At 39.0% G+C, this 21,904-nt stretch carries 16 protein-coding genes; 15 read left to right on the top strand and 1 reads right to left on the bottom strand.

Translation table 11 applies throughout. The annotated features are described in order from the left end of the window. The first annotated feature begins 474 nt into the window (after positions 1-474). The 8 genes from fadD to J7E16_RS00870 all read left to right on the top strand — a co-directional run bounded on the left by fadD (position 475) and on the right by J7E16_RS00870 (position 11,047). On the top strand, positions 475-1,986 hold the full coding sequence (gene fadD, locus J7E16_RS00905; protein ID WP_214887601.1) for a long-chain-fatty-acid--CoA ligase FadD: 1,512 nt from the start codon (positions 475-477) through the stop codon (positions 1,984-1,986). A 339-nt stretch (positions 1,987-2,325) separates the two neighbouring features. Beyond that, entirely contained in the window at positions 2,326-3,531 is a 1,206-nt protein-coding gene (fadE, locus tag J7E16_RS00900; RefSeq protein WP_214887649.1) for an acyl-CoA dehydrogenase FadE, read from the top strand. A 36-nt stretch (positions 3,532-3,567) separates the two neighbouring features. Next, positions 3,568-4,863 (top strand): acetyl-CoA hydrolase/transferase family protein, encoded by a 1,296-nt coding sequence (locus tag J7E16_RS00895; protein ID WP_214887598.1) that lies wholly within the window; start codon positions 3,568-3,570, stop codon positions 4,861-4,863. A gap of 38 nt (positions 4,864-4,901) precedes the next feature. Beyond that, positions 4,902-7,160 carry a 3-hydroxyacyl-CoA dehydrogenase/crotonase FadB gene (fadB, locus tag J7E16_RS00890; RefSeq protein ID WP_214887596.1) on the top strand — a complete coding sequence of 753 codons (2,259 nt, stop codon included), beginning with the start codon at positions 4,902-4,904 and terminating at the stop codon, positions 7,158-7,160. A gap of 64 nt (positions 7,161-7,224) precedes the next feature. Next, the gene (locus J7E16_RS00885; protein WP_214887593.1) at positions 7,225-8,412 is read left to right on the top strand and encodes a thiolase family protein; all 1,188 of its coding nucleotides are present in this window, start codon (positions 7,225-7,227) and stop codon (positions 8,410-8,412) included. A gap of 144 nt (positions 8,413-8,556) precedes the next feature. Continuing rightward, positions 8,557-9,468 carry a LysR family transcriptional regulator gene (locus tag J7E16_RS00880; protein WP_214887590.1) on the top strand — a complete coding sequence of 304 codons (912 nt, stop codon included), beginning with the start codon at positions 8,557-8,559 and terminating at the stop codon, positions 9,466-9,468. A gap of 16 nt (positions 9,469-9,484) precedes the next feature. After that, positions 9,485-10,606 carry an acyl-CoA dehydrogenase family protein gene (locus J7E16_RS00875; RefSeq protein ID WP_214887587.1) on the top strand — a complete coding sequence of 374 codons (1,122 nt, stop codon included), beginning with the start codon at positions 9,485-9,487 and terminating at the stop codon, positions 10,604-10,606. A gap of 15 nt (positions 10,607-10,621) precedes the next feature. Next, positions 10,622-11,047: a PaaI family thioesterase gene (locus tag J7E16_RS00870; protein ID WP_214887584.1), complete on the top strand. Its 426-nt coding sequence runs from the start codon at positions 10,622-10,624 to the stop codon at positions 11,045-11,047. Between the two features lie 511 nt (positions 11,048-11,558). Here the strand turns inward: J7E16_RS00870 and J7E16_RS00865 are convergent. Next, complete coding sequence (locus J7E16_RS00865) at positions 11,559-12,299, bottom strand: alpha/beta fold hydrolase (protein WP_214887581.1); 741 nt, start codon at positions 12,297-12,299, stop codon at positions 11,559-11,561. Between the two features lie 211 nt (positions 12,300-12,510). Between J7E16_RS00865 and gatC the strand changes: the two genes are divergently transcribed. From gatC to J7E16_RS00830, 7 genes are all read left to right on the top strand, one after another. Next, entirely contained in the window at positions 12,511-12,816 is a 306-nt protein-coding gene (gene gatC / locus J7E16_RS00860) for an Asp-tRNA(Asn)/Glu-tRNA(Gln) amidotransferase subunit GatC (protein WP_214887578.1), read from the top strand. Position 12,817: 1 nt separating this feature from the next. Then, a complete protein-coding gene (gene gatA / locus J7E16_RS00855) occupies positions 12,818-14,272 on the top strand; it encodes an Asp-tRNA(Asn)/Glu-tRNA(Gln) amidotransferase subunit GatA (RefSeq protein WP_214887576.1) in 1,455 nt (484 codons plus the stop codon). 15 nt (positions 14,273-14,287) lie between these two features. Then, positions 14,288-15,718: an Asp-tRNA(Asn)/Glu-tRNA(Gln) amidotransferase subunit GatB gene (gene gatB / locus J7E16_RS00850; RefSeq protein ID WP_214887573.1), complete on the top strand. Its 1,431-nt coding sequence runs from the start codon at positions 14,288-14,290 to the stop codon at positions 15,716-15,718. Between the two features lie 29 nt (positions 15,719-15,747). Then, the gene (locus J7E16_RS00845; RefSeq protein WP_214887570.1) at positions 15,748-16,803 is read left to right on the top strand and encodes a diacylglycerol kinase; all 1,056 of its coding nucleotides are present in this window, start codon (positions 15,748-15,750) and stop codon (positions 16,801-16,803) included. Positions 16,804-17,228: 425 nt separating this feature from the next. Then, a complete protein-coding gene (rlmD, locus tag J7E16_RS00840) occupies positions 17,229-18,605 on the top strand; it encodes a 23S rRNA (uracil(1939)-C(5))-methyltransferase RlmD (protein ID WP_214887567.1) in 1,377 nt (458 codons plus the stop codon). A gap of 409 nt (positions 18,606-19,014) precedes the next feature. After that, positions 19,015-20,271, top strand: a complete 1,257-nt coding sequence (locus J7E16_RS00835; protein ID WP_251005995.1) for a PQQ-dependent sugar dehydrogenase — start codon at positions 19,015-19,017, stop codon at positions 20,269-20,271. A gap of 543 nt (positions 20,272-20,814) precedes the next feature. Then, on the top strand, positions 20,815-21,894 hold the full coding sequence (locus tag J7E16_RS00830) for a S66 family peptidase (RefSeq protein ID WP_214887564.1): 1,080 nt from the start codon (positions 20,815-20,817) through the stop codon (positions 21,892-21,894). Positions 21,895-21,904: the final 10 nt, after the last annotated feature.

Genomic DNA, 21,904 nt, shown 5'->3' with positions numbered 1-21,904 from the left:
AAGAAAGTCTTCAAGCTTTCAAGCCTCAAAAAGGGCGTAACCGCTGAAGCGTTAACGCCCTTTAATTCGCATTGAATTCTTTACACGGCTAACAAGCAACCCTATTCCTTCAGAAATTGATGGAAAGTAATTTAATTAATCTATCAACACTAAAAATTATAAACTCAGATGGTTTAGTAAATAGTGTTGCTGTCTAAAATCAAATTTCTTCCGGAACAACGGGTTTGCTTGTGGAACCGTGGAACCACTTGAAGCCTAAAAGAAAGTCTTCAAGCTTTCAAGCCTCAAAAGAAGCGTTAACGCTCCTTAATTCGCATTGAATTCTTTACTCGGTTACAAGCAACCCTATTCCTTCAGAAATCTTAAGATAGTGATGAAAAAATGAATACTATTAGACAAATAAAAAAAATACTGTTATGATAAATATGTATATAAGCGCTTACACAAAATTAGATGTTTTGTGGAGGGATAAAAGTGAATTTAGATTGGATAAAAGTACGTTCGTTATTGACACCTGAAAGAGTAGGTTTGGTAGATCCGTTAAAAAAAATAGAGTGGACTTACAAAGAGATCAATATCCGCGCTGAGAACTTAGCCCATTATCTTAAACAACAAGGTGTGGTAAAAGGGGATAGAGTCGCACTTTATGCGCCAAATGATCTTAGTTACTTTGATGTTTTGCTTGCAAGTATAAAGTTAGGAGCCATTTTTATTCCGTTGAATTGGCGACTAAAACCAATTGAAATAAAAAGAGTCATAGAAAACGCAGCACCCAAACTCATTTTGCATTCTAGTCAAATCAGCGAACGTCTGTCCTTTGTAGATGGTTCATTGTTATCACTGGATGTCGATAGTGAAGAGTACAATGAGATATGTGAAAGTCCGAATCATGTAGAATTTCAATCTGAATCCTTAGAGTTGGATACACCGGTCATGCTGATTTATACTACTGGAACGACTGGCGATCCAAAAGGGGCCATCATTACGCACAACGGTATGGTCAACAACTCTATGAATACGATCATGAGTTGGAATATTACACATGAAGATGTCACGATTGCCAGTGCTCCGATGTTTCATATAGCTGGTCTTTCCGGTATCATTATCCCATTATTACTGATTGGCGGAAAAGTCATCATCGATCGCTTTTTTGATGGTGCTCATACGAATGAGTTGATCAAACAATATAAACCTACGATGCTTTTCATGGTGCCGACTATGTATTATGGGTTGATCAGCACGGAAAAATTCAGCAAAGACAACTTAGAGAGTGTGCATACATTCGTCGCTGGAGGATCTCCGCCTCTCAAAGAAGTGGTAAATTATTTTGTGAAAGAAAACATTCCACTGATCAATTCATACGGGCTGACAGAAGCAGGTCCCAATAATTTTAAATTAACGGGTGATAACGCTTTGCAGCATCCATTCAGTATCGGCTATCCAAGCTTCTTTGTTGAGGCAAAAATAGTGGACGAGAATGATAAAGAAGTTGAACAGGGGCAAGTAGGCGAATTGTTGATAGCTGGACAACATACGTTTGATGGATATTGGAACAATCCAGAAGAAACAAAAAAGGCCTTTTTGGGTGCGTATGTCAGGACAGGCGACTTGGCTAAAAAGGATGAAAAAGGACTTTTCTATATTGTTGACCGAAAAAAAGAAATGATTATCACCGGTGGAGAAAATGTTTTCCCATCTGAAGTAGAAAAAGTTTTGAATGACGATCCTTGTGTGAAAAACGCCGTAGTAGTTGGTTATGAACACCCAAGATATGGACAATCTGTAGGGGCGGCCCTTATCTATGATGGTGACAGATCAAACATAACAGCGTTAGAGCAGCATGCATATGACAACTTAGCTGGGTATAAAACACCTAAGCAGTACCTGTTTTTGGACAAATTTCCAGTGAATTCGGTGGGTAAAATCGATAAGAGAGAGATCAGTCGACTTTTGAATGAACTATCGGTTGTAGAAATAAACCACTAAACAAAAAAATCTTGAGCGTCAAAGAAGAGAATCATCCAATTGTTAAAGGATGATCCAGAATCTTTGGACGCTTCTTTTTTTTGCAAAATTTTGTTCATTTTTTAATAGATCATTTGATCGAATTCTCTTGAGTTGATGGCTCAAAGACTTGATAAGAGTGCTTTTTCAGGGACTCATTAAAAAAGGTAATGTTTAGTATTACAAATTGTAATTAGAAAAATGATGGGATGGCTTCTATAATAAGAATGTAAGCGCTTATACAATAAAAAATAAGGAGTGTCAGGGATGGAAAATAGAGAGCAAGTATTAAGCATGGAAGATAAAAAACAAGGATCAACATTGGAAAATAGAGAACAAGTATTGAAGGAAATGTATCCAGAAGATATCTTGAAATTTTCAGAAAATCTAACAGATGGAGAAATTATTGTATTGCAACGTGTACGTAAAGCAGTAAACGAACATCTGAAACCAGTCGTCAATGATTACTGGAAAAGAGGAGAATTTCCGTTTGAAGAATTTAAACATGTAGCAAAAACAGGATTAATAAGTGATCCTGCACTGTTTGAAAATCAACCGAACCAATTTATGTGGCGAAATACTTACTTCTTATTCTTGGCATATGATCTGTACAAGTTCGATGCTTCGATCGCAACATTCTTTGGAGTACATGCAGGACTTGGTTACTTCTCCTTCTTATTAGGCGGCAGCCCAGAACAACAAATGAGATGGCTGCCAAAACTGCAAAATTTTGAATTGCAAACGTGTTTTGCCTTAACTGAACCAGAACATGGATCCGATACAGCTGCAGGATTATCAACTACTGCACGTCGTGAAGGAGACAAATGGATCATTAATGGTGAAAAACGTTGGATCGGTGGAGCTAGTTCAGCTGATTTGATTCCAGTATATGCTAGAGATGTAGAAGATAACAACGTAAAATGTTTCATCGTAGAAAAAGGACAAAAAGGGTTAAGTGTAGATGATATCGATGACAAAATCGCTTTAAGGATCGTTCAAAATGGAAACATTCATTTGGACAATGTGGAAGTGCTTGAAAGCAATCGTTTACAAAAAATCAACGGATTCAAGGATGTTGCGAAAGTACTGTATGCAACACGTGCTGGAGTAGCTTATGCTGGAGCAGGAATGATGGCAGGATCTTTAGAAGCAGCTCTTGAATATACAACAAATCGCGTTCAATTTGGTAAACCGATTGCAAGTTTCCAACTAGTTCAAGAAAAATTAGCAAGAATGCAAGCAAATGCGGTAAATGCATTAGCTTTAAGTGCTCGTTTAGCTGAATTACAAGAAAGAGGCGAATTTAGTGAGATCAATGCTTCTCTTGCTAAGATGAACAACTCTTTACGCTTAAGAGAAACAGCTGCACTTGGACGTGAAGTCTGTGGTGGGAACGGGATCACGCTTGAAAGAAATGTCGCACGATTCTTTTGTGACGCAGAAGCTATTTATTCTTATGAAGGTACTCATGAAATGAACGCGTTGATCATGGGACGTAAATTGACTGGTATATCTGCTTTCGTTTAATCAAAACAACATAAAATAGATTGGAAGGTGTAAGGGATGACTTTTAAAGATCAATATCAATCCAAATTAAAAAGCCTGACTGAAGCTGCTTCGAAAATTCAAAGTAATGAGGTGATTTTGTCTAATCCGGTTGCTTCTATGCCGATCTCACTGATCACTGCTATAACTAAACGATATAAAGAATACGAAAATGTCAAATTATTTTCAGCATTTGTTATCCACCCGTTTGATTTCTTCACTAATCCAGAAGTTGCTGAGAGGATCAGATACCATTCTTTCTTCATGGGACCACTGGAACGTCAATTGGTTTCATATGGGACATTTTCAATCGATCCCGTCAACTTTTCTAATTTGAAACTGTTGATTGAGCAACGCATAAAACCGACGACTTTTGTCTCGACTGTTTCTGAAATGGATGCAGATGGATACTTCAACTTCGGACCTATGGGTGTCACTATCGGCGATGTCGGCAGCAAGGTAGCCGGAAGAGTCATTATTCAAGTCAACAAAAATGTTCCAGAAGTTAATGGGACCCACAATAAAATTCATATTGATGATGTGGATATTATTGTTGAACAAGATGAACAGCTGCTTGAAGTTCCAGAGACGCCTTCTAGCAATATCGATAAAAAAATTGCTGAGTGGATCGTTCCTCAAGTAAGAGACGGATCTACTATCCAAATCGGTTTCGGAGGCTTGGCAAATGCTGTCAGTTATGGACTAGATAGTAAAAAAGACTTATCTGTGCATACCGAAATGATCACAGAATCGATGGTGTACTTGACAGGAAAAGGTGTGATTTCTGGAACGATACGAGGCGGTTTCGCGATGGGAACACGCAAATTATACGACTTCAGTGGTGAGAATGGTCAGATTAGTATCGAGCCGCTGCACATTGTAAATGATCCGTCACGAATTGCTCAAATTGATAACTTTGTTTCCGTTAATGGCTGTTTGATGGCTGATTTGACTGGACAAGTGGTTTCAGAAGGAGCAGGTACACGATTTATCAGTTCTGTTGGAGGAGCCAATGACTTTGTACGCGGAGCAACTAAATCTAAAGGTGGTCAAAGTTTTATCTGCTTACCTTCAACAAACAAAAATGAAAAAACAGGCGAAGTGACCTCTAATATTGTGTTCTCCTTCCCTAAAGCAACTCCAGTAACGGTTCCACGGGCTGACGTTCAGTACCTTGTGACTGAGCATGGAATAGCTGATATGTTCAACAGAAGCATTGAAGACCGTGTAGAAGAAATGATTTCAATCGCAGATCCAGCTTTCAGAGAAGAATTGAGAGAACAAGCAATCAAGGCAGGCTACATCAAAAAATAATGCCAATGTCATTAACTTTAGTTTTTGGAGGTATAGAAATGAATATAAAAAAAGCAACAGTATTAGGTGCAGGAACAATGGGAGCTCAAATTGCTGCCTTGTTGGTCAATGCAGGTCTAAAAGTAAAACTATTAGATATCGTTTTAGATAAAGAGGATAAAAATAAACTAAGTAAAGGTGCATACGATAGAATCACACATCCCAAAAAGAGCATGCTGTATAATGCTGATTGGAATAAAAATTTGACGTATGGCAACTTTGAAGATGATTTAAAAGAAGGCGACGATTCCGATATCTTTATTGAGGCCGTCACCGAAAAATTAGCGATCAAACACGATTTGTGGCTAAAAGTGGCTGCTATTGCGAGGAAAGATGCGATTCTTGCTTCCAATACTTCCAGTATCCCGATCGGTGCTATTGCTAAACCACTTCCGGAAGAAGCAAAGGCAAGATTTGTAGGCGTGCATTTCTTTAATCCGCCACGCTACATGAAATTAGTGGAAATCATCCCTCATGAAGCAACTGATCCAGTTGTGACTGAGGATTTGAAAACATTTGTTTCGACCGTATTAGGCAAAGGTGCTGTTGACGCCAATGATGTCAGCGGATTCGTTGCGAATCGAATCGGAACGTATTCAGCTTCCGATACTGCATACCGTGCAGAACAACTTGGTTTATCAATCACAGAAGTAGATGCTATTACCGGTAAAATCATTGGACGGCCTAAGACAGGTACATTCAGATTACTGGATATGGTTGGAATCGATATTGGCTACTTTGTGACAAAAACAATGATGTCCAATCCAGAAGAAACCGAGTATTTCAAAATGCCGAAACTGGTTGAAAAAATGGTTGCTTTGGGCAATCTGGGAGACAAAACCAAGCAGGGATTTTACAAAAAAGACGGCAGAAAACGCTTAGTATTTGATGTAAAAACTGAAACGTATGTTGAACCTAAACCCGTCGAACTGGCTATTTTAAAAGAATTTAGTCGTGATTTGAAGAAAAACTTAACGACTATCTTTGAATCTGAAGATGAAGTAGGTATTTTCTTATGGGAAACGCTGCGCAATCTAATGTATTACTCAGCTATCAATGTACCTAAAGCAACAAATGAGTACATCAATATAGATCGAGCTATGGTTTGGGGTTACAACTGGTCTGTTGGACCATTCCAACTATGGGATATGATGGGCTTAGATAAAGTTAAAGCAAGAATGGAAAAAGAATTGGGCGAATTGCCTGAATGGATCAAGGAACGTAACGAACCATTCTATCAAGAAGGCCAGAGCATTAGTCCAGCATCTAAACCAGAAGATTTCGCACACAAACAAGTCTGGAAAAAAGAGGATTCAGAATTATTTGCAACTCAAGACAACTTCTTGATGTTAGCGATGAGAACGCCAAATAATACGATCACTGTTGGATTTGAAGCAGATATTGTCAAAGCAGTCGATGTACTGGAAAAAGAAGATTATAAAGGATTATTGCTTTACTCAGATGGACCAAACTTTAGTGTTGGGGCCAATCTTTACTACATGAAGATGGCTATCGATCAGGAACTGGTCGACACAGAAACACGTAAAGGGTCAGAATTGTTCCACGAAGCCGTCAGACGGATGAAGTTTGCTTCTAAACCGATCGTGACAGCTGCAAAAGGCAGAGCGCTTGGTGGCGGTGCAGAATTAGTGATGGCCTCACCTTATGTAGTAGCTGCGGCTGAAACGTATATCGGTCTAGTAGAAGCGGGCGTTGGATTGATCCCTGGGGGAGGCGGTTTAGCTGAACTGGCTGATCGTGTGTATCGTCAAGATGTATCAAGAGCTGATAAGATACGTCAATTGGCCGATATTTTAACGAAAGTCTCAACAGGTCACGTGACGATGAGTGCTTATGAAGCACAACAAATCGGATTCTTGAAAGAAACAGACATGATCATTCAAAATGAAGAACTTGTATTTGAAGCAGCATTGCAAACCTTGCGATTGAAAGCTGCCTATAATTACATTCCAAATAACTTAGTTGAATACGAAGTACTTGGAACAAACTTCAAAGCGATCGCAGCAGCTCAAGTCGATGCTATGGTCGATGGACACTTTGCTTCTAAATATGATGGTGTCGTTACCAATGCTATCGCAGATGTATTGGCAGGCGGAAATGTTCCTCTGGGCACCAAAGTTAATCAAAAATGGATGCAAAAACTTTCAGAAGATAATTTCGTCAAATTGAGTAAGAATGAAAAAACATATGAACGCATTGTACACATGTTAGAGAAAAAGAAACCATTGAGAAATTAATATGATACTGCGGGGAAAGCCAAATCAGGATTTCTCCACAGTAAGCAGAAAGGATTTGGATATAATGCAAGAAGCTTACATCGTAGCATATGGAAGGTCAGCTGTAGCGAAAGGAAAGAAAGACGGAGCTTATTTTTATGATAGACCCGAAGACATCGCTGCTCAAGTGTTAAAAGGTGTTATTAACAGAGTTGAAGGCGATTTTGACCCTACTCTTATTGAAGATGTCATTGTAGGGTGTTCAACTCCAGAAGGTCTCCAAGGAAACAATATTGCACGTGCTATCGCGCTTAGAAGTGGACTTCCTGAAACAGTGGCTGGTCAAACGGTAAACCGCTTCTGTTCTTCAGGACTTCAAACGATCGCTACTGCCGCCAACGCTATTATAGCAGGCCAAGCAGAAGTACTGGCAGCAGGTGGTATCGAGTTCATGAGTTCTACTCAAATGGGTGGAAGCGAACCGTCAAATAGCCCATACTTACAAGAAAATGGGCCTAAAATCGCTGTTCCAATGGGAATGACAGCAGAAAATGTGGCTGAAAAATACAATATCTCAAGAAAAGAGCAAGACCAATTTGGTGTTGAAAGTCACCAAAAAGCACATATTGCCCAAACAGAAGGCCGTTTTAAAGACGAGATCATTCCAGTAGAGATCCATCGTGTGAAAACGACAGGTGACAAAGTGGAAGTTACGACAGAAATGTTTGATCAAGATGAAGGGATCCGTCCAAACACAACGCTAGATGTTTTAGGTAAATTGCGTACTGTCTTTAAAGCAGACGGCAGCGTAACAGCTGGGACTTCTTCTCAAGTTAGTGATGGAGCTGGATTTGTTATCCTAATGTCTGGTGATAAGGTGAAAGAATTGGGAATCAAACCGATTGCTCGTTTCGTTTCCTTTAACGTTGCCGGTGTCGATCCTAAATTCATGGGTATCGGACCAGTATATGCCGTTCCTAAGGCACTAAAATTGGCTGGATTGAAACTAGATGACATGGACTTGATCGAATTCAATGAAGCATTTGCGGCGCAAGCTATCGCTTCTATGAATGAACTGGGCATGAACCGTGACATCGTAAATGTCAACGGAGGAGGTATCGCTTTAGGTCATCCATTAGGAGCAACTGGAGCCATCTTGACAGCTAAACTGCTGGGCGAAATGGCGAAGCGTCCTGAAACCAAATACGGTATGGTCACCATGTGTATCGGAATGGGTATGGGAGCAGCAGGCGTTTTTGAATATTTAAGATAAAACTGGTATAGAAAAGAATTTGAAAGCCTTACTCCCACATTAATTAGGAATTAATAATGTGGGAGTATTTGATTTGGTGTATAATTGAGTTGTACAAGTGATTAGTGTACTCACTTTTATCTGAATTTTTGTGAGGAGGAAAATATGAAGTTAGACATTGCTCAACTTAATTATTTTATTGCCATAGTCGATGCAAATTTAAATCTGACATTGGCCGCACAAAATATCCATGTGACCCAATCAGCACTAAGCCAGTTCATCATCAATTTTGAAAAAGAGGAGAACTTACAACTTTTTCATCGCAAGAATGGTCGTTTGACTGGTTTGACACCAAGTGGTGAAAAATTGTACGAGAAGGCGTTAGAAATAGTTGACAAACATCAAGATCTTCATGAAATGTTAGAGCAAGAAGCACAAATCCAACAAGGAACGATCAGAGTAGGGATCTCGACGATTATTCTGCGGCTTTTTTTCACCAAGTTTATTCCGACCTTTATGATGAAAAACCCAGGGATCAAGATCGATATCGTCGAAGCAAATAACGAAGAACTAGTAAATATGCTGAACGAGAATCGCATTCATGCGGCTGTGCTAGACGATCCGACTAAATTGCATAAAGACAAGTTTGAAAAACACATATTGGCGTTGACTGAAGTAACAGCTTTCATGCACCCAAATCATCCATTGACCAAAGAAGAAAAATTGAATTGGAAAATGTTAGACAACCAGTACGTAGCGACATTCAATAAAGGTTTTGCGACTAATACGTTGGTGATGGATAAGTTGAAAAAAATGAAATCCCAAACAAAAGTATTGATCACGTCCGATTCTTGGGACTACATGGTCGAATCTACAACGCGTACCAATCTGATTGCGTTACTGCCCTCAGCCAATTTTAAAAAGTATTACAATTACTTAGATAACATAGGAGTGGTTGAAAAGCACTTCAATGATCCCATCATCTATACGACTGTCTTGTGCTTTCCGGTAAAAAAGAAATACAACAGCATCGAAAAGTTTGTCTACGATTCTTTTACAAAGGAATTCCCAGACTAGGACAGGAGTGAGGAACATGGATATCATTGAATCATTCACGCAAGCTCTTCAAGGAGACTTGGGGCAGGAAATACGGAAAAATACGATCGATCGCCCATATACTTATGAGGATTTTAAAAAGTGGGAAAATTATTTTAAAGAAAAAGGATTATACAAAGAAATTGCCGAAAAAAAGATAACGGAACAAAATATTCCAGCATTGTGCGAATTTATCTACACGCTTTCGCAATACTTTCCTTCTTTATCCTATTATTTTTTAAGTAAAATTTTGTTTGGGATCTTGGCTTTGAAATTTTCTGCTACCGAAGAACAAAAAGAAAAATATCTAGATAAATTAGTAGAGGAAGATCTATTCGCAACATTTGCGAGTAAAGAATTAGAAGCGGGTTTTGAACTAAGGAAAATGCAAACGGTTGCGCGTGAAACGAAAAACGGATGGGTGATCAGCGGAGGAAAAGAAGGTGTTGCCTGCACCCAAGAATCTGACCTTTTCCTTTTGTTGGCAAAAATTGCACTCCCATCGCAAGAAAAAAATCAATTTGGCCTTTTTTTATTAGAAAAAAATACACTAGGTATCACAGTCCATTATAGTGAAAATAAAAAAAGTGCAAGTTCCTTACGCACGGCCACTTTGACGATCAACGAACTAGCTGTAGGGGAAGAACAATTTTTGGGTAGTTTGCAAAACAATCATGAGGTGTTCAATCAAGTCCTCGACTTGTGGAACCTCTTAGTAGCCGCACAATTATTGGGCATTACCCGGAGCGTCTTTGATCAAGGGCTCAATCATGCGTTAGAAATAAATCGCTTCGGGCAACGCTTCATGGATGCACCATATATCCAACAGCAATTTGCTCAATACAAAATCGAATTAGAGGTCACTGAGCAATACTTTTCAGCCATCAACCTTCAGACTCAGCCTTCGACGATCCAAGTGACTCAATTAAAGTATAAAGTGATGGAAGTGTCCCATGAGATCATTGATGGTGTTCTCGGTATTTTTGGGTCCGCCACACTTGCGCCTGATCATGTGTTAAGAAATTTCAAGAGTATTTCCGAGTCGGTAAAAAATATAGGTGAAACACCTGATTTTCATTTAAAAAAAATCAGTAAACAATGGAAAAAATTAAAAAACTAAAGGAGGAGTGCTTTTATGAATCAATTTTATGAAGAACGAAAAAATGAAAAGCAATCCTTTTTAACCGCACTTGGTGGGAAGTTGGAAAAGATAGAATCAGGTAAAGCCGTCCTCTCCTTGAAGAAAGAAGATTGGTTGACGCAACATCTAGGCTATTTCCATGGAGGAGTCATCACGTCATTGGCAGATTCGGCTGGGGGAGCAGCTGCTGTTACTATGGTACCTGAAAATTACCAAGTCGTGACTTCAGAATTAACGATGCATTTTCTTCGTCCAGCTGTTGCAGATGAGGTCATCGCCACAGCTGAAGTAATCAAACCAGGAAAACAATTGATCATCGTTGAATGTTCCGTAACAGACAAAGAAACTGGGAAACTGATCGCTAAGGCAATTGGTACCTGGGTTCCCGTTAAAATAGAAGATGCCATGTTCAAAGGATGAATACGCAAGTTATATAATTATTCGAAAATAAAGAAGGGGCTAGGACAGTTAAACTGTTCTAGCCCCTTCTTTTTGATTTACAATTTCTAGTAGTAGCGGAGTAGCTAAAACAGGTGCCAAAAATTTTAGATGAAACCTGATTTGACGAAAAAAAAAGAATTATTTTGAGCTACTCCTACGTCAACGGTGGTTTCACGAATGAGTGGCACTGTTTTTGGCCTAAACTGCTACGAGCTGGGTGGTTTCATGAATGAGTGGCGTCATTTTTGAGCTGAACTCCTACGTCAACGATGGTTTGACGAAGGAGTAGCGTCATTTTTGGCCTGAACTGCTACGAGCTGGGTTGTTTCACGAATGAGTGGCACTGTTTTTGGCCACTCCTACGTCAACGGTGGTTTCACGAATGAGTAGCACTGTTTTTGAGCTAAACTCTTACGAGCTGGGCGGTTTGACGAATGAGTGGCACCTTTTTTGAGCGCCACTCATTCAACAGAATTCGTCGAGCCCTTTTTTACAGTACTTCGGTTACAAAAAAGGCTGTTACTTGTCGCATCGTATTTGTTTTTACCAAATGCCCTTCATTTTCGTCGGTGAAGAAAATATTTGGCAGTTCTTTGTGTTCTTCTGCAAAATCAGCAACGTCTTGATAAGGGACAACTTCGTCTTGTTTCCCATGCCAAATGAATAGTGACCGGCCTTCCAATGTTTCAGGGTGCAGCGACAAATCATAATTTGGGATCCAATTCAACAGTTCATCCTGCACCTGAGGTAAGTAACGGTTTGATTTGCGGGCATATTGCACAAGGCGTTCCTGATAAGCTACTAATTTGGGCGAACCCATCAAGCAGGCTGCTGCTTTGATTTCCGGATGATGGGTCATCAAAGCGCAGGTCGTGATCCCGCCCATAGACGTTCCGCCGACTCCAATCACGTCACCAACGAGCCCAATTTTTTGAAAATGATCGATGATAAACGAAAATTCGAACAGATTTGTTTGAATGCTTTGCCAAAAGGTTAAAGCAGGAATTCTTGAAACAGGTTGCTTGCGTTCGCCATGATTCATGGCATCAGGTAATAATACCCGAAATCCTTTTTGTGCTAGATAACGAGCTTGAGTCAAATTCAGTTCTTTTGATGACTGCCAGCCATGGTAATAAATTATCAATGGCAGCAGAACATTGCGCTGCTCGCTCGATACCACCTCTAGTAACGGTATGGTTCCTAATGTTCTTTTTCGAATGATTATTTTCACTTTTTCCACCTCGATACTATCATATCAAAAAGGGGTCACTAAGTGAAAGAATTAACAGATTTAGCAGTGTTTTTTAAGCATCGTACGATTACTAGACAAGCAAAAGCAAATTTAAGGTAGAATTAAGATACTGCATATAAGTGGTTTATGGTATCATAGTAAGGGAGTTTGAACTAAGATAATTTATCCAAGAAAGCGAGTGAACAAACTGATGGCTATTACTGAAGAGGACGTAAAACACGTCGCCAAATTAGCAAAACTAGAAATTAGTGATGAAGGCATTGCCCATTTCACAGAACAAATGGATGCGATCATCCATATGGTGGAACAATTAGAAGAATTAGATACTGAAAATGTACCGGTAATGATCCATGGCTTGCGTACATACAACGTTATGCGCGAGGACAAAGCAGTTCCAGGAACAGATCGTGCATTGCTGTTTACAAATGTAAAATCAGAAAAAGATGGCTTTATCAAAGTGCCTGCAATAATGGACAACGGGGAGGCAGGAGCATAATATGAATATAACAAACTACACAATAGAAGAGTTGCATGATTTGCTTGTCAAAAAAGAAGTAACGGCTCAAGAAGTAGTAAAAGCTGTATTTGCTCGCATCAACGAGACCGAAGAAAAAATTGGTGCTTTTATTACATTGACTGAAGCAGAAGCTCTTGAACAAGCACGTGAAATTGACGCAGCAGGCATTGACCCAACGAATGTTCTTTCAGGTATACCGATTGGGATCAAAGACAACATTGTAACAAATGGCACACTTACAACAGCAGGTAGTAAAATTTTGGAAGATTTTGTTCCTATTTATGATGCAACAGTTACGAAAAAATTAAAAGAAGCAAACATGATCACTGTTGGGAAACTAAACATGGATGAATTTGCTATGGGCGGAAGTACTGAAACATCTTATTATCATAAAACACATAACCCATGGAATCTGGATAAAGTTCCTGGTGGTTCTTCAGGTGGATCTGCAGCAGCAGTGGCAGCCGGTCAAATCCCAGTATCTTTAGGCACGGACACGGGCGGATCGATCCGTCAACCGGCAGCTTTTAACGGAATCGTTGGTATGAAACCGACTTATGGCCGCGTATCGCGTTTCGGTTTGATTGCTTTTGGATCAAGCTTAGACCAAATCGGACCATTGACACGCACCGTTAAAGATAATGCTTTAGTTTTAAATGCTATCAGCGGACATGATGCGAATGACTCGATGAGTTATGAAGGCGACGTTCCAGATTTCACTGCTGGTATTGAAGCAGGTGTTAAGGGAATGAAAATCGGTGTCCCAACAGAATATTTGAATGAGAAAGGCTTAGAACCAGGCGTGAAAGAAGCTGTTCTTAAAGCAATCGATACATTCAAATCATTAGGGGCTATCGTTGAAGAAGTCAGCTTGCCACACTCAAAATTTGGTGTGCCGGCTTACTATATCATTGCTTCATCTGAAGCTTCTTCAAACTTACAACGCTTTGACGGGGTCCGTTATGGTTACCGTTCAACAGAAGCAAAAACGCTTGATGAAGTTTTCATAAAATCACGTACAGAAGGCTTTGGGATGGAAGTGAAACGTCGGATCATGCTTGGGACATTCTCGTTGAGTTCAGGTTTTTATGATGCTCACTTTAAAAAAGCTGGCCAAACAAGAACATTGATCAGACTAGACTTCGACAAAGTATTCAAAGAATTTGATTTGATCTTAGGGCCAACAACACCAACGACTGCATTTGGCATCGGTGAACAAATCGATGATCCAATCGCAATGTACCTAAGCGATATTTTGACTGTACCGGTTAATTTAGCAGGTGTACCAGCTATCTCTATCCCATGTGGTTTTTCAAATGAGCTACCAGTCGGTCTGCAATTGATTGGAAACCATTTCGACGAACAAACGATTTATCAAGCAGCTTATGCTTTTGAACAAGCTACTGAATTTCATAAAGAAAAACCGAATGTGTAGGAGGAGAGAATCGATATGAACTTTGAAACAGTAATCGGACTAGAAGTCCACGTAGAATTAAAAACCGACTCAAAAATGTTCTCACCTGCTCCAGCTCATTTTGGTGCAGAACCGAACACAAATACAAATGTCATTGACTGGGGATACCCAGGTGTTTTACCCGTTATCAATAAAGGGGCAATCGAGTTTGGCATGAAAGCGGCTTTAGCCTTGAATTGTGAGATCGCAGAAGATACCAAATTCGATCGAAAAAACTATTTTTACCCAGACAATCCAAAGGCGTATCAAATCTCACAATTTGACCAACCAATTGGCTATAATGGTTGGATCGAGATCGAAGTAGAAGGCAAGAAAAAGAAGATCCGCATCGAACGTCTGCATTTAGAAGAAGATGCTGGGAAAAATATCCATGGAACAGATGGCTATTCATATGTCGATTTAAATCGTCAAGGAACACCACTAGTCGAGATCGTATCTGAAGCTGATATGCGCTCGCCAGAAGAAGCGTATGCGTATTTAGAAGCCATCAAGCAAATTATTCAGTACACAGGCGTAAGTGATGTGAAAATGGAAGAAGGCTCAATGCGTTGTGATGCCAATATCTCTATCCGTCCAATCGGGCAAGAGCAATTTGGGACTAAAACGGAATTGAAAAACTTGAATTCCTTTAACTTTGTCCGTCGTGGTCTAGCTTTTGAAGAAAAACGTCAAGAAAAGATCCTGTTGTCTGGTGGAGTCATCCAACAAGAGACAAGACGTTACGATGAAGCAACAGGCGATACTGTTTTGATGCGTGTCAAAGAAGGATCAAGCGATTACCGATATTTCCCAGAACCTGATCTGCCAAATATCGTCATTGATGAAAAATGGGTCGAACGTGTAAAAGCAACGATCCCAGAAATGCCAAAAGATCGTCGCATTCGCTACATCAGTGAGCTGGATCTGCCAGAATACGATGCAATGGTCTTAACTGCGACAAAAGAAATGTCTGATTTCTTTGAAGGTACTTTAGCAAACGGAGCAGATGCAAAACAAGCTTCAAATTGGTTGATGGGTGAAGTTTCAGCGTACTTGAACAGTGAAAAATTAGAGTTGCACGAAACCAAATTAACAACTGAAAACTTAGCCGGTATGATCAATTTGATCGCCGATGGAACAATCAGTTCTAAAATAGCTAAAAAAGTATTCCGCGAATTGATCACAACTGGTGGAAATGCTCAAGAAGTCGTTGAAGCAAATGGTTGGATCCAACTAAGCGATCCAGCGAAATTATTGCCGATCATCAATGAGATATTAGATAAAAATGCACAATCGATCGAAGACTTTAAAAATGGAAAAGACCGTGCAGTTGGCTTCTTAGTCGGGCAAATCATGAAAGCGACAAAGGGACAAGCTAATCCAGGAGTTGTAAATAAACTATTAAATGATGAATTAAGCAAACGCTGATATCGGAGTGAAAGCAAAGGAGAAGTTTTATGCGAGCAAGAGTAATCTTTAATCCTACTTCGGGTCGTGAAATAGTAAAAAAACATCTAGTCGAGATCTTCCAAGTTTACGAAGAAGCAGGATACGAAACAAGTGCTTATGCGACCACACCTGAACCCAAATCTGCACAAAACGAAGCTGAAAGAGCAGCAAGAGCAGGCTTTGATTTGATTGTAGCAGCGGGCGGAGATGGCACGATCAATGAAGTCGTAAATGGAATGGCTGGTTTGAAAAAAAGACCAAAACTGGCTATCATCCCTGCTGGAACAACGAATGATTACGCTAGGGCTTTACACATTCCGCGAAATAACTTAGTAGAAGCAGCAAAAATCATCCATAAAAAACAGTCATTCTTTATGGATGTTGGTGAAGCCGTTATGGGGAAAGACTTGTCTTATTTCATCAATATTGGCGGCGGTGGGATGATGACCGAATTAACGTATGATGTTCCATCACAACTGAAAACAATCTTTGGTTATTTAGCTTACTTTGTCAAAGGGGCCGAAATACTGCCGCGGATCAAACCGATCCCTATGCACATCGAATACGATGATGGGACCTTTGAAGGCGAAGCAACGATGTTTTTAGTGGCTCTTACCAATTCAATTGGTGGTTTCGAACAAATCGCTCCAGATGCTTTATTAGATGATGGCAAATTCACATTGATCATCGTGAAAACATCTAACTTGCCTGATGTGTTGCGTTTAGTGGCACAAGTCTTAAATGGCGGAAAGCACATTACCAATCCAAATATTTTATATAAGAAAACAAGTAAAATTATTGCGCGTCCAGGCAATGCATCAAAAATGATGATCAACTTGGATGGCGAATATGGCGGTAACGCACCGGTGGTATTCACAAACTTACATCAACACATTGAAATCATTGCCTCTACAGATGATCTTCAAAAAGCTGTTGACCATAAAGATGAAACATCTGAAGTGTTAGAAGATGCCTTTATCAAGGAAGTTGAAGGCTTGACTAACAGCGATATCAACGGAGATGGCGAAATTCACTCTTCAACAAAAGAAGCTTATGAGAAATAATGAAAAAACTTTGAATTAAGACAAGTTTTCTTGTATAATTACGAGTCAGTACTCCATTTTCATATTTTTGAGAATTGGAAGAAATAATTTCAGTTAACCAAAAAGGTCATCACGAATAGTGTAGATTAGAATCATTAGATAACAACGTATTTTTAATCCCATCCCGTTTAGCCGGTCGAGTCAGGAACACTCCCAGTTAAGTGGATGATAGAAAGTATCAAATATCTGGCGTACTAACTGACAAAGGGAGTGTGACAAAAAGAGTATAGAACCGCATTAGCTGATGGAATCACGCGCTCTGGTCATAGACTAGCGAGCTTGATTTGTGCAGCGAAATGGCCTCTTCTTTTTGGAACACGTTCTAGAATAAACACAATCGGATAAACAAGAGACATGAAAATAAGGTCATCGAAGGGAGCTTTTTTATGAAAGCAGATAAAGTAGTACCAGTACAAAAAAATGAAAAACATACTGTGAAAATTGAAGATTTAACACATGAGGGTTTTGGAGTAGCCAGAATCAAAGGTTATTCACTCTTTATTGAAAATGCCTTACCAGGCGAACAAGTAGAAGTTAAGATCCACAAAACGGGAAAATCTTTTGGTTATGCAAAAGTTATGAACCGTTTGAACTCAAGTGAAGACCGTGTAGTGATCCAAGATGAAAATTACACACGCGTAGGTATCACACCTTTGCAACATATGAGATACCCAGCACAATTAGACTTTAAAAAACAACAAGTTATTAATAGCTTGCAACGTATCGCAAAATTACCAGATGTACCCGTATATGATACGATCGGAATGGCTAATCCATCAGGATACCGTAACAAAGCTCAAATTCCGGTACGTAAAATCGATGACAAATTAACGACTGGCTTTTTCCGTAAAAACAGCCATGAAGTGATCCCAATGGAAAACTTCTACATTCAAGATCCTAAAATCGACGAAGCAATCATTGCGGTCCGCGATATCATGCGCGTTTACGGCGTTAAACCGTATAATGAAAATGAAAACATTGGGAACTTGCGTCACATCATCGTTCGCCGTGGGTATTACACTGGTGAAATCATGATCGTTTTAGTGACAAGAACAGCTAAATTATTCCCAACAAGTAAAATCATTCCAGATATTCTTGAAGCTATTCCAGAAGTTGTCAGCATCGTGCAAAATGTCAATCCTAAACACACAAACGTTATTTTAGGTGAAGACTCAATTGTTTTATATGGTGAAGACAAATTTAAAGATACATTATTAGGCAACACATTTGAAATTTCTCATCGTTCATTCTATCAAGTCAATCCGCTTCAAACTGAAAAATTGTATCAAACTGTTTTAGACTTTGCTGAATTAACAGGCGAAGAAACCGTTATTGATGCATACAGTGGGATCGGAACGATCACGTTGACATTAGCTAAAAATGCTAAACACGTTTATGGTATCGAAGTAATCGAACCAGCAGTCGAAAACGCTAAAGCAAATGCTGAATTGAACAACATTGATAATGTAACATTTGAAGCAGGCGCGGCTGAAGAAGTTATGGTTGCCTGGGCTGAAGAAGACCGTACAGCTGATTTATTAGTTGTTGACCCTCCTCGTAAAGGACTTGAAAAAGAATTTACAGATGCCGTTATTGCAATAAAACCTACAAAAATGATTTACGTAAGCTGTAACCCAGCTACGTTATCACGTGACTTAGCATTGTTAACAGAAGGCGGATATACGGTTAAGAAAGTTCAACCAGTAGATCTTTTCCCTCAAACAACGCACGTGGAAAGTGTTACATTATTAGTCCGCGACTAATCATAGAGAAAATAGGAGCAACCCATTCATAGAATGGGTTGCTTTTTTTTATTTGGGCTATATGACTTTTGGTGTGGATATTTCAAAATAAAATTGCTTCTGGAATCGTCGGGTTTGATTGTGGAGAGCCACTCCTTCGTGAAAAGGCCTTACACGACGAAGTAGAGCAGAAAAGCTGTGTCACTGTTTCGTGAAGTAGCTTTAGACGAATGAGTGATGACGAAATAAGTTGTCACTCATTCGTCAAAAGTGGTTCCACGTAGAAGTAAAGCCTGAAATAGACACCACTCATTCGTGAAAGGAAAATTGGTCGTTTTTCCTAAGACTTGTTAGTTGCAGATAGAAGGATAAGCTTGGTAAACTGAAGAAAATTATGCCCCTTGCTTTAAATTGAAAGGAGTTGCTTAGTATGGAATACCTGAGCGTTTATTTGTTAAGTGCCGTTGTCCTTTTAGGTGCTTGTGCTCCAACAGAAGACACTAGTCAAGTTGCTTCATCCGGAACAAGCTCAACCGGAACAAGCTCATCCGAAGAGGCCTCTGATTCCAGCAAACAAAGCAGCCAAACAACTGAAACAAAAGCTTTCGAGCCCCTTGATCATGAACTAGTTGAAGCATACCCGAATCTTACTTTTGATCAACCGCTACATTATACGACCGCTGATGATGGCACAAACCAAGTCTTTGTCGTTGAGCGAACCGGTAAAATAAAAGTTTTTGAAAATGAAGAGGAAGCAACTGAAGCCAAGGTAGTTGTTGATCTAAGCACAAAAATCGATTTTAACGGGCAAGAAAAAGGCTTATTGGGATTAGCTTTTGATCCAGAATTTGAAGAAAACGGCTATTTTTATGTCAACTACACAACGAAGGAAACGACAGTGATCTCACGGTTCACAACAGATCCAACAAATGTAGCTGAGGTAGATCTGGCTAGTGAAGAAATCTTGATAGAATTTCCTCAACCGTATGCGAATCATAATGGTGGACATCTTGCATTTGGTCCAGATGGCTATTTGTATATTGCGACCGGTGATGGAGGATCAGGCGGTGATCCGCAAGGGAATGCACAAGACCTGACCAAAATCTATGGCAAATTGTTAAGGATCGATATTAACGCGGTTGATGGGGATAAAAATTACGGTATTACTGAGGACAATCCTTATAGCGACAACACAAAGGGATATGTCGAAGAAATCTTTGCCTATGGTCTCAGGAATCCATGGAAATTTAGTTTTGATGAAAAACGTGATTTGCTTATTGCAGCTGATGTGGGACAGAATGCGATGGAAGAAATCAATTTGATCGAAAAAGGCGGCAACTATGGGTGGAACATCATGGAAGGGACGCTAGAGCATCGAGTCTTAGATGAAGCCGATATGACTGAACTCGAGGCACCTATTTGGGAATATGATCATTCATTAGGCCAGTCCATAACGGGTGGCTATACCTACTATGGCGAAGAAAATCCAAGTTTAGACGGCGTCTATCTTTATGGCGACTTTATTACTGGGAAGATTTGGGGCTTGTGGCTCGACGAAGACCAGCAAGTAGAAAATGTTGAATTAGCGGATACCGAATTGATGATTTCGTCTTTTGGTGTCGATGAACAAGGCGAACTGATCATCGTAGACTTCAATGGCAAATTGTATAAACTGGTGGAAGAATAATGAAAGTAAACTAAAAAGTTAGTGGTAAAAATTAGACAAGATGGTCTGATTTTTACCGCTAACTTTTTTATTCGATATAAAAAAGTTAGCGCAATTGAATCTGGTAGTTTTTTAAGTAACTATTTTTCTTGTATAGATGTTTTTGCTTATTAAGAGTACATTTAAAAAAATAATTATAAAAAATAACTACCGGTGTTGAATGAAGTGTAAACGATAACGAAAATAGCGTATACTATGAGTAATTACTAATTTTTCAATAATTGTCCTTCATACATATAATTTTTAAATGAGCATACTTTAGAAAATTGTTATTTATTTAAAAAGTTTATTCTGGATTTTTACCTTAAAGCTGGATCACAAGACTTTATATGAAATGAAAATTAGGTGAAAAGGAGAAGTTATATGTCTAAAAAAATCGAACAACTTATTTCCATAATACTAATTAGCATAGTGATATTCGGTATTATTGGAGTTATAACTTGGTATATTAATTAAATCTATTAAAAAAATTATTTATAGGTGGTTAAAAACAGGAGGGAAATTATGAGAAAATCACAGGCATTAAAAACTGGAGATAAAGTAGCTATAGTGAGTCTTTCAAGTGGAATATTAGGTGAAGAATCATGTTTACACCAACTTAATCTGGGCAAAAAGAGATTAAGAGAATTGGGGTTAGAACCCGTATTTATGACGAATACACTTAAAGGGACTGAATATCTGAAAAATCATCCTGAGGCAAGAGCACAGGATCTAAAAGAGGCTTTTCAAGATACAACGATTAAAGGAATAATAACAGCCATTGGGGGTGACGATACGTATCGGTTACTGCCTTATTTATTAGAAGATGAAAAATTCATACATAATGTAAAAGAAAATCCTAAGCTGTTTACAGGGTTTTCTGATACTACGATCAATCATTTGATGTTCTACAAATTAGGGATGGTTTCCTTTTATGGACCCAGTTTTATTACAGATATCGCCGAACTGGCTGAAGAATTAGTGCCTTATACAAAGGAGACACTACAAGGCTATTTTGAAGGTTACGAGCAACAAGAAATTCGTTCAAGTCCTTTTTGGTATGAAGAACGCAGTGATTTTTCCGAACGGGCTTTAGGGGGAAACCGTAAGTATCATGATGAAAAATATGGTTATGAAGTTTTGCAAGGAACTGGAGTAGTTTCTGGTCCGTTACTTGGTGGTTGTTTAGAAAGTTTCTACGATATATTAACTGGAGGACAGTATTCAGATCAAACAGAGATTTGTGAAAAATACCAACTCTTTCCCTCATTAAGCGAATGGGAAGGTAAAATCTTATTTTTAGAAACCTGTGAAGAGAAACCAACGCCCGATGTACTAAAAAAAGAACTGAGTGCGCTAAAAAAAATAGGGATTTTTTCAGTAATTAACGGATTAATAATTGGAAAACCACAAGATGAGGTTTACTATGAAGAGTATGAAGAGATTTATTTAAAAGTGATAGAAGATAGTGCATTGCCAATTTTGTATAATGTTAATTTTGGTCATGCTTATCCAAGATGTGCTTTACCATATGGAATAAAAGCAACAGTGAATCTTGATGAAAAAATAATTTTGCTAGATGAATCTTGTTTTAAAAAGTCATAAAGACAGGAAT

It is taken from the genome of Carnobacterium sp. ISL-102 (assembly GCF_018612935.1).
GTDB lineage: Bacteria > Bacillota > Bacilli > Lactobacillales > Carnobacteriaceae > Carnobacterium_B > Carnobacterium_B alterfunditum.
This window is presented reverse-complemented; position numbering and strand designations above follow the sequence as displayed.

Excerpts from the sequence above, each read along its gene's own strand:
- J7E16_RS00880 (WP_214887590.1), top strand. The coding sequence starts at position 8,557 with ATGAAGTTAGACATTGCTCAACTTAATTATTTTATTGCCATAGTCGAT.
- J7E16_RS00885 (WP_214887593.1), top strand. The coding sequence starts at position 7,225 with ATGCAAGAAGCTTACATCGTAGCATATGGAAGGTCAGCTGTAGCGAAA.
- gatC (WP_214887578.1), top strand. The coding sequence starts at position 12,511 with ATGGCTATTACTGAAGAGGACGTAAAACACGTCGCCAAATTAGCAAAA.
- fadB (WP_214887596.1), top strand. The coding sequence starts at position 4,902 with ATGAATATAAAAAAAGCAACAGTATTAGGTGCAGGAACAATGGGAGCT.
- J7E16_RS00830 (WP_214887564.1), top strand. The coding sequence starts at position 20,815 with ATGAGAAAATCACAGGCATTAAAAACTGGAGATAAAGTAGCTATAGTG.
- J7E16_RS00875 (WP_214887587.1), top strand. The coding sequence starts at position 9,485 with ATGGATATCATTGAATCATTCACGCAAGCTCTTCAAGGAGACTTGGGG.
- J7E16_RS00835 (WP_251005995.1), top strand. The coding sequence starts at position 19,015 with ATGGAATACCTGAGCGTTTATTTGTTAAGTGCCGTTGTCCTTTTAGGT.
- rlmD (WP_214887567.1), top strand. The coding sequence starts at position 17,229 with ATGAAAGCAGATAAAGTAGTACCAGTACAAAAAAATGAAAAACATACT.
- J7E16_RS00895 (WP_214887598.1), top strand. The coding sequence starts at position 3,568 with ATGACTTTTAAAGATCAATATCAATCCAAATTAAAAAGCCTGACTGAA.
- gatB (WP_214887573.1), top strand. The coding sequence starts at position 14,288 with ATGAACTTTGAAACAGTAATCGGACTAGAAGTCCACGTAGAATTAAAA.
- gatA (WP_214887576.1), top strand. The coding sequence starts at position 12,818 with ATGAATATAACAAACTACACAATAGAAGAGTTGCATGATTTGCTTGTC.
- J7E16_RS00845 (WP_214887570.1), top strand. The coding sequence starts at position 15,748 with ATGCGAGCAAGAGTAATCTTTAATCCTACTTCGGGTCGTGAAATAGTA.
- J7E16_RS00870 (WP_214887584.1), top strand. The coding sequence starts at position 10,622 with ATGAATCAATTTTATGAAGAACGAAAAAATGAAAAGCAATCCTTTTTA.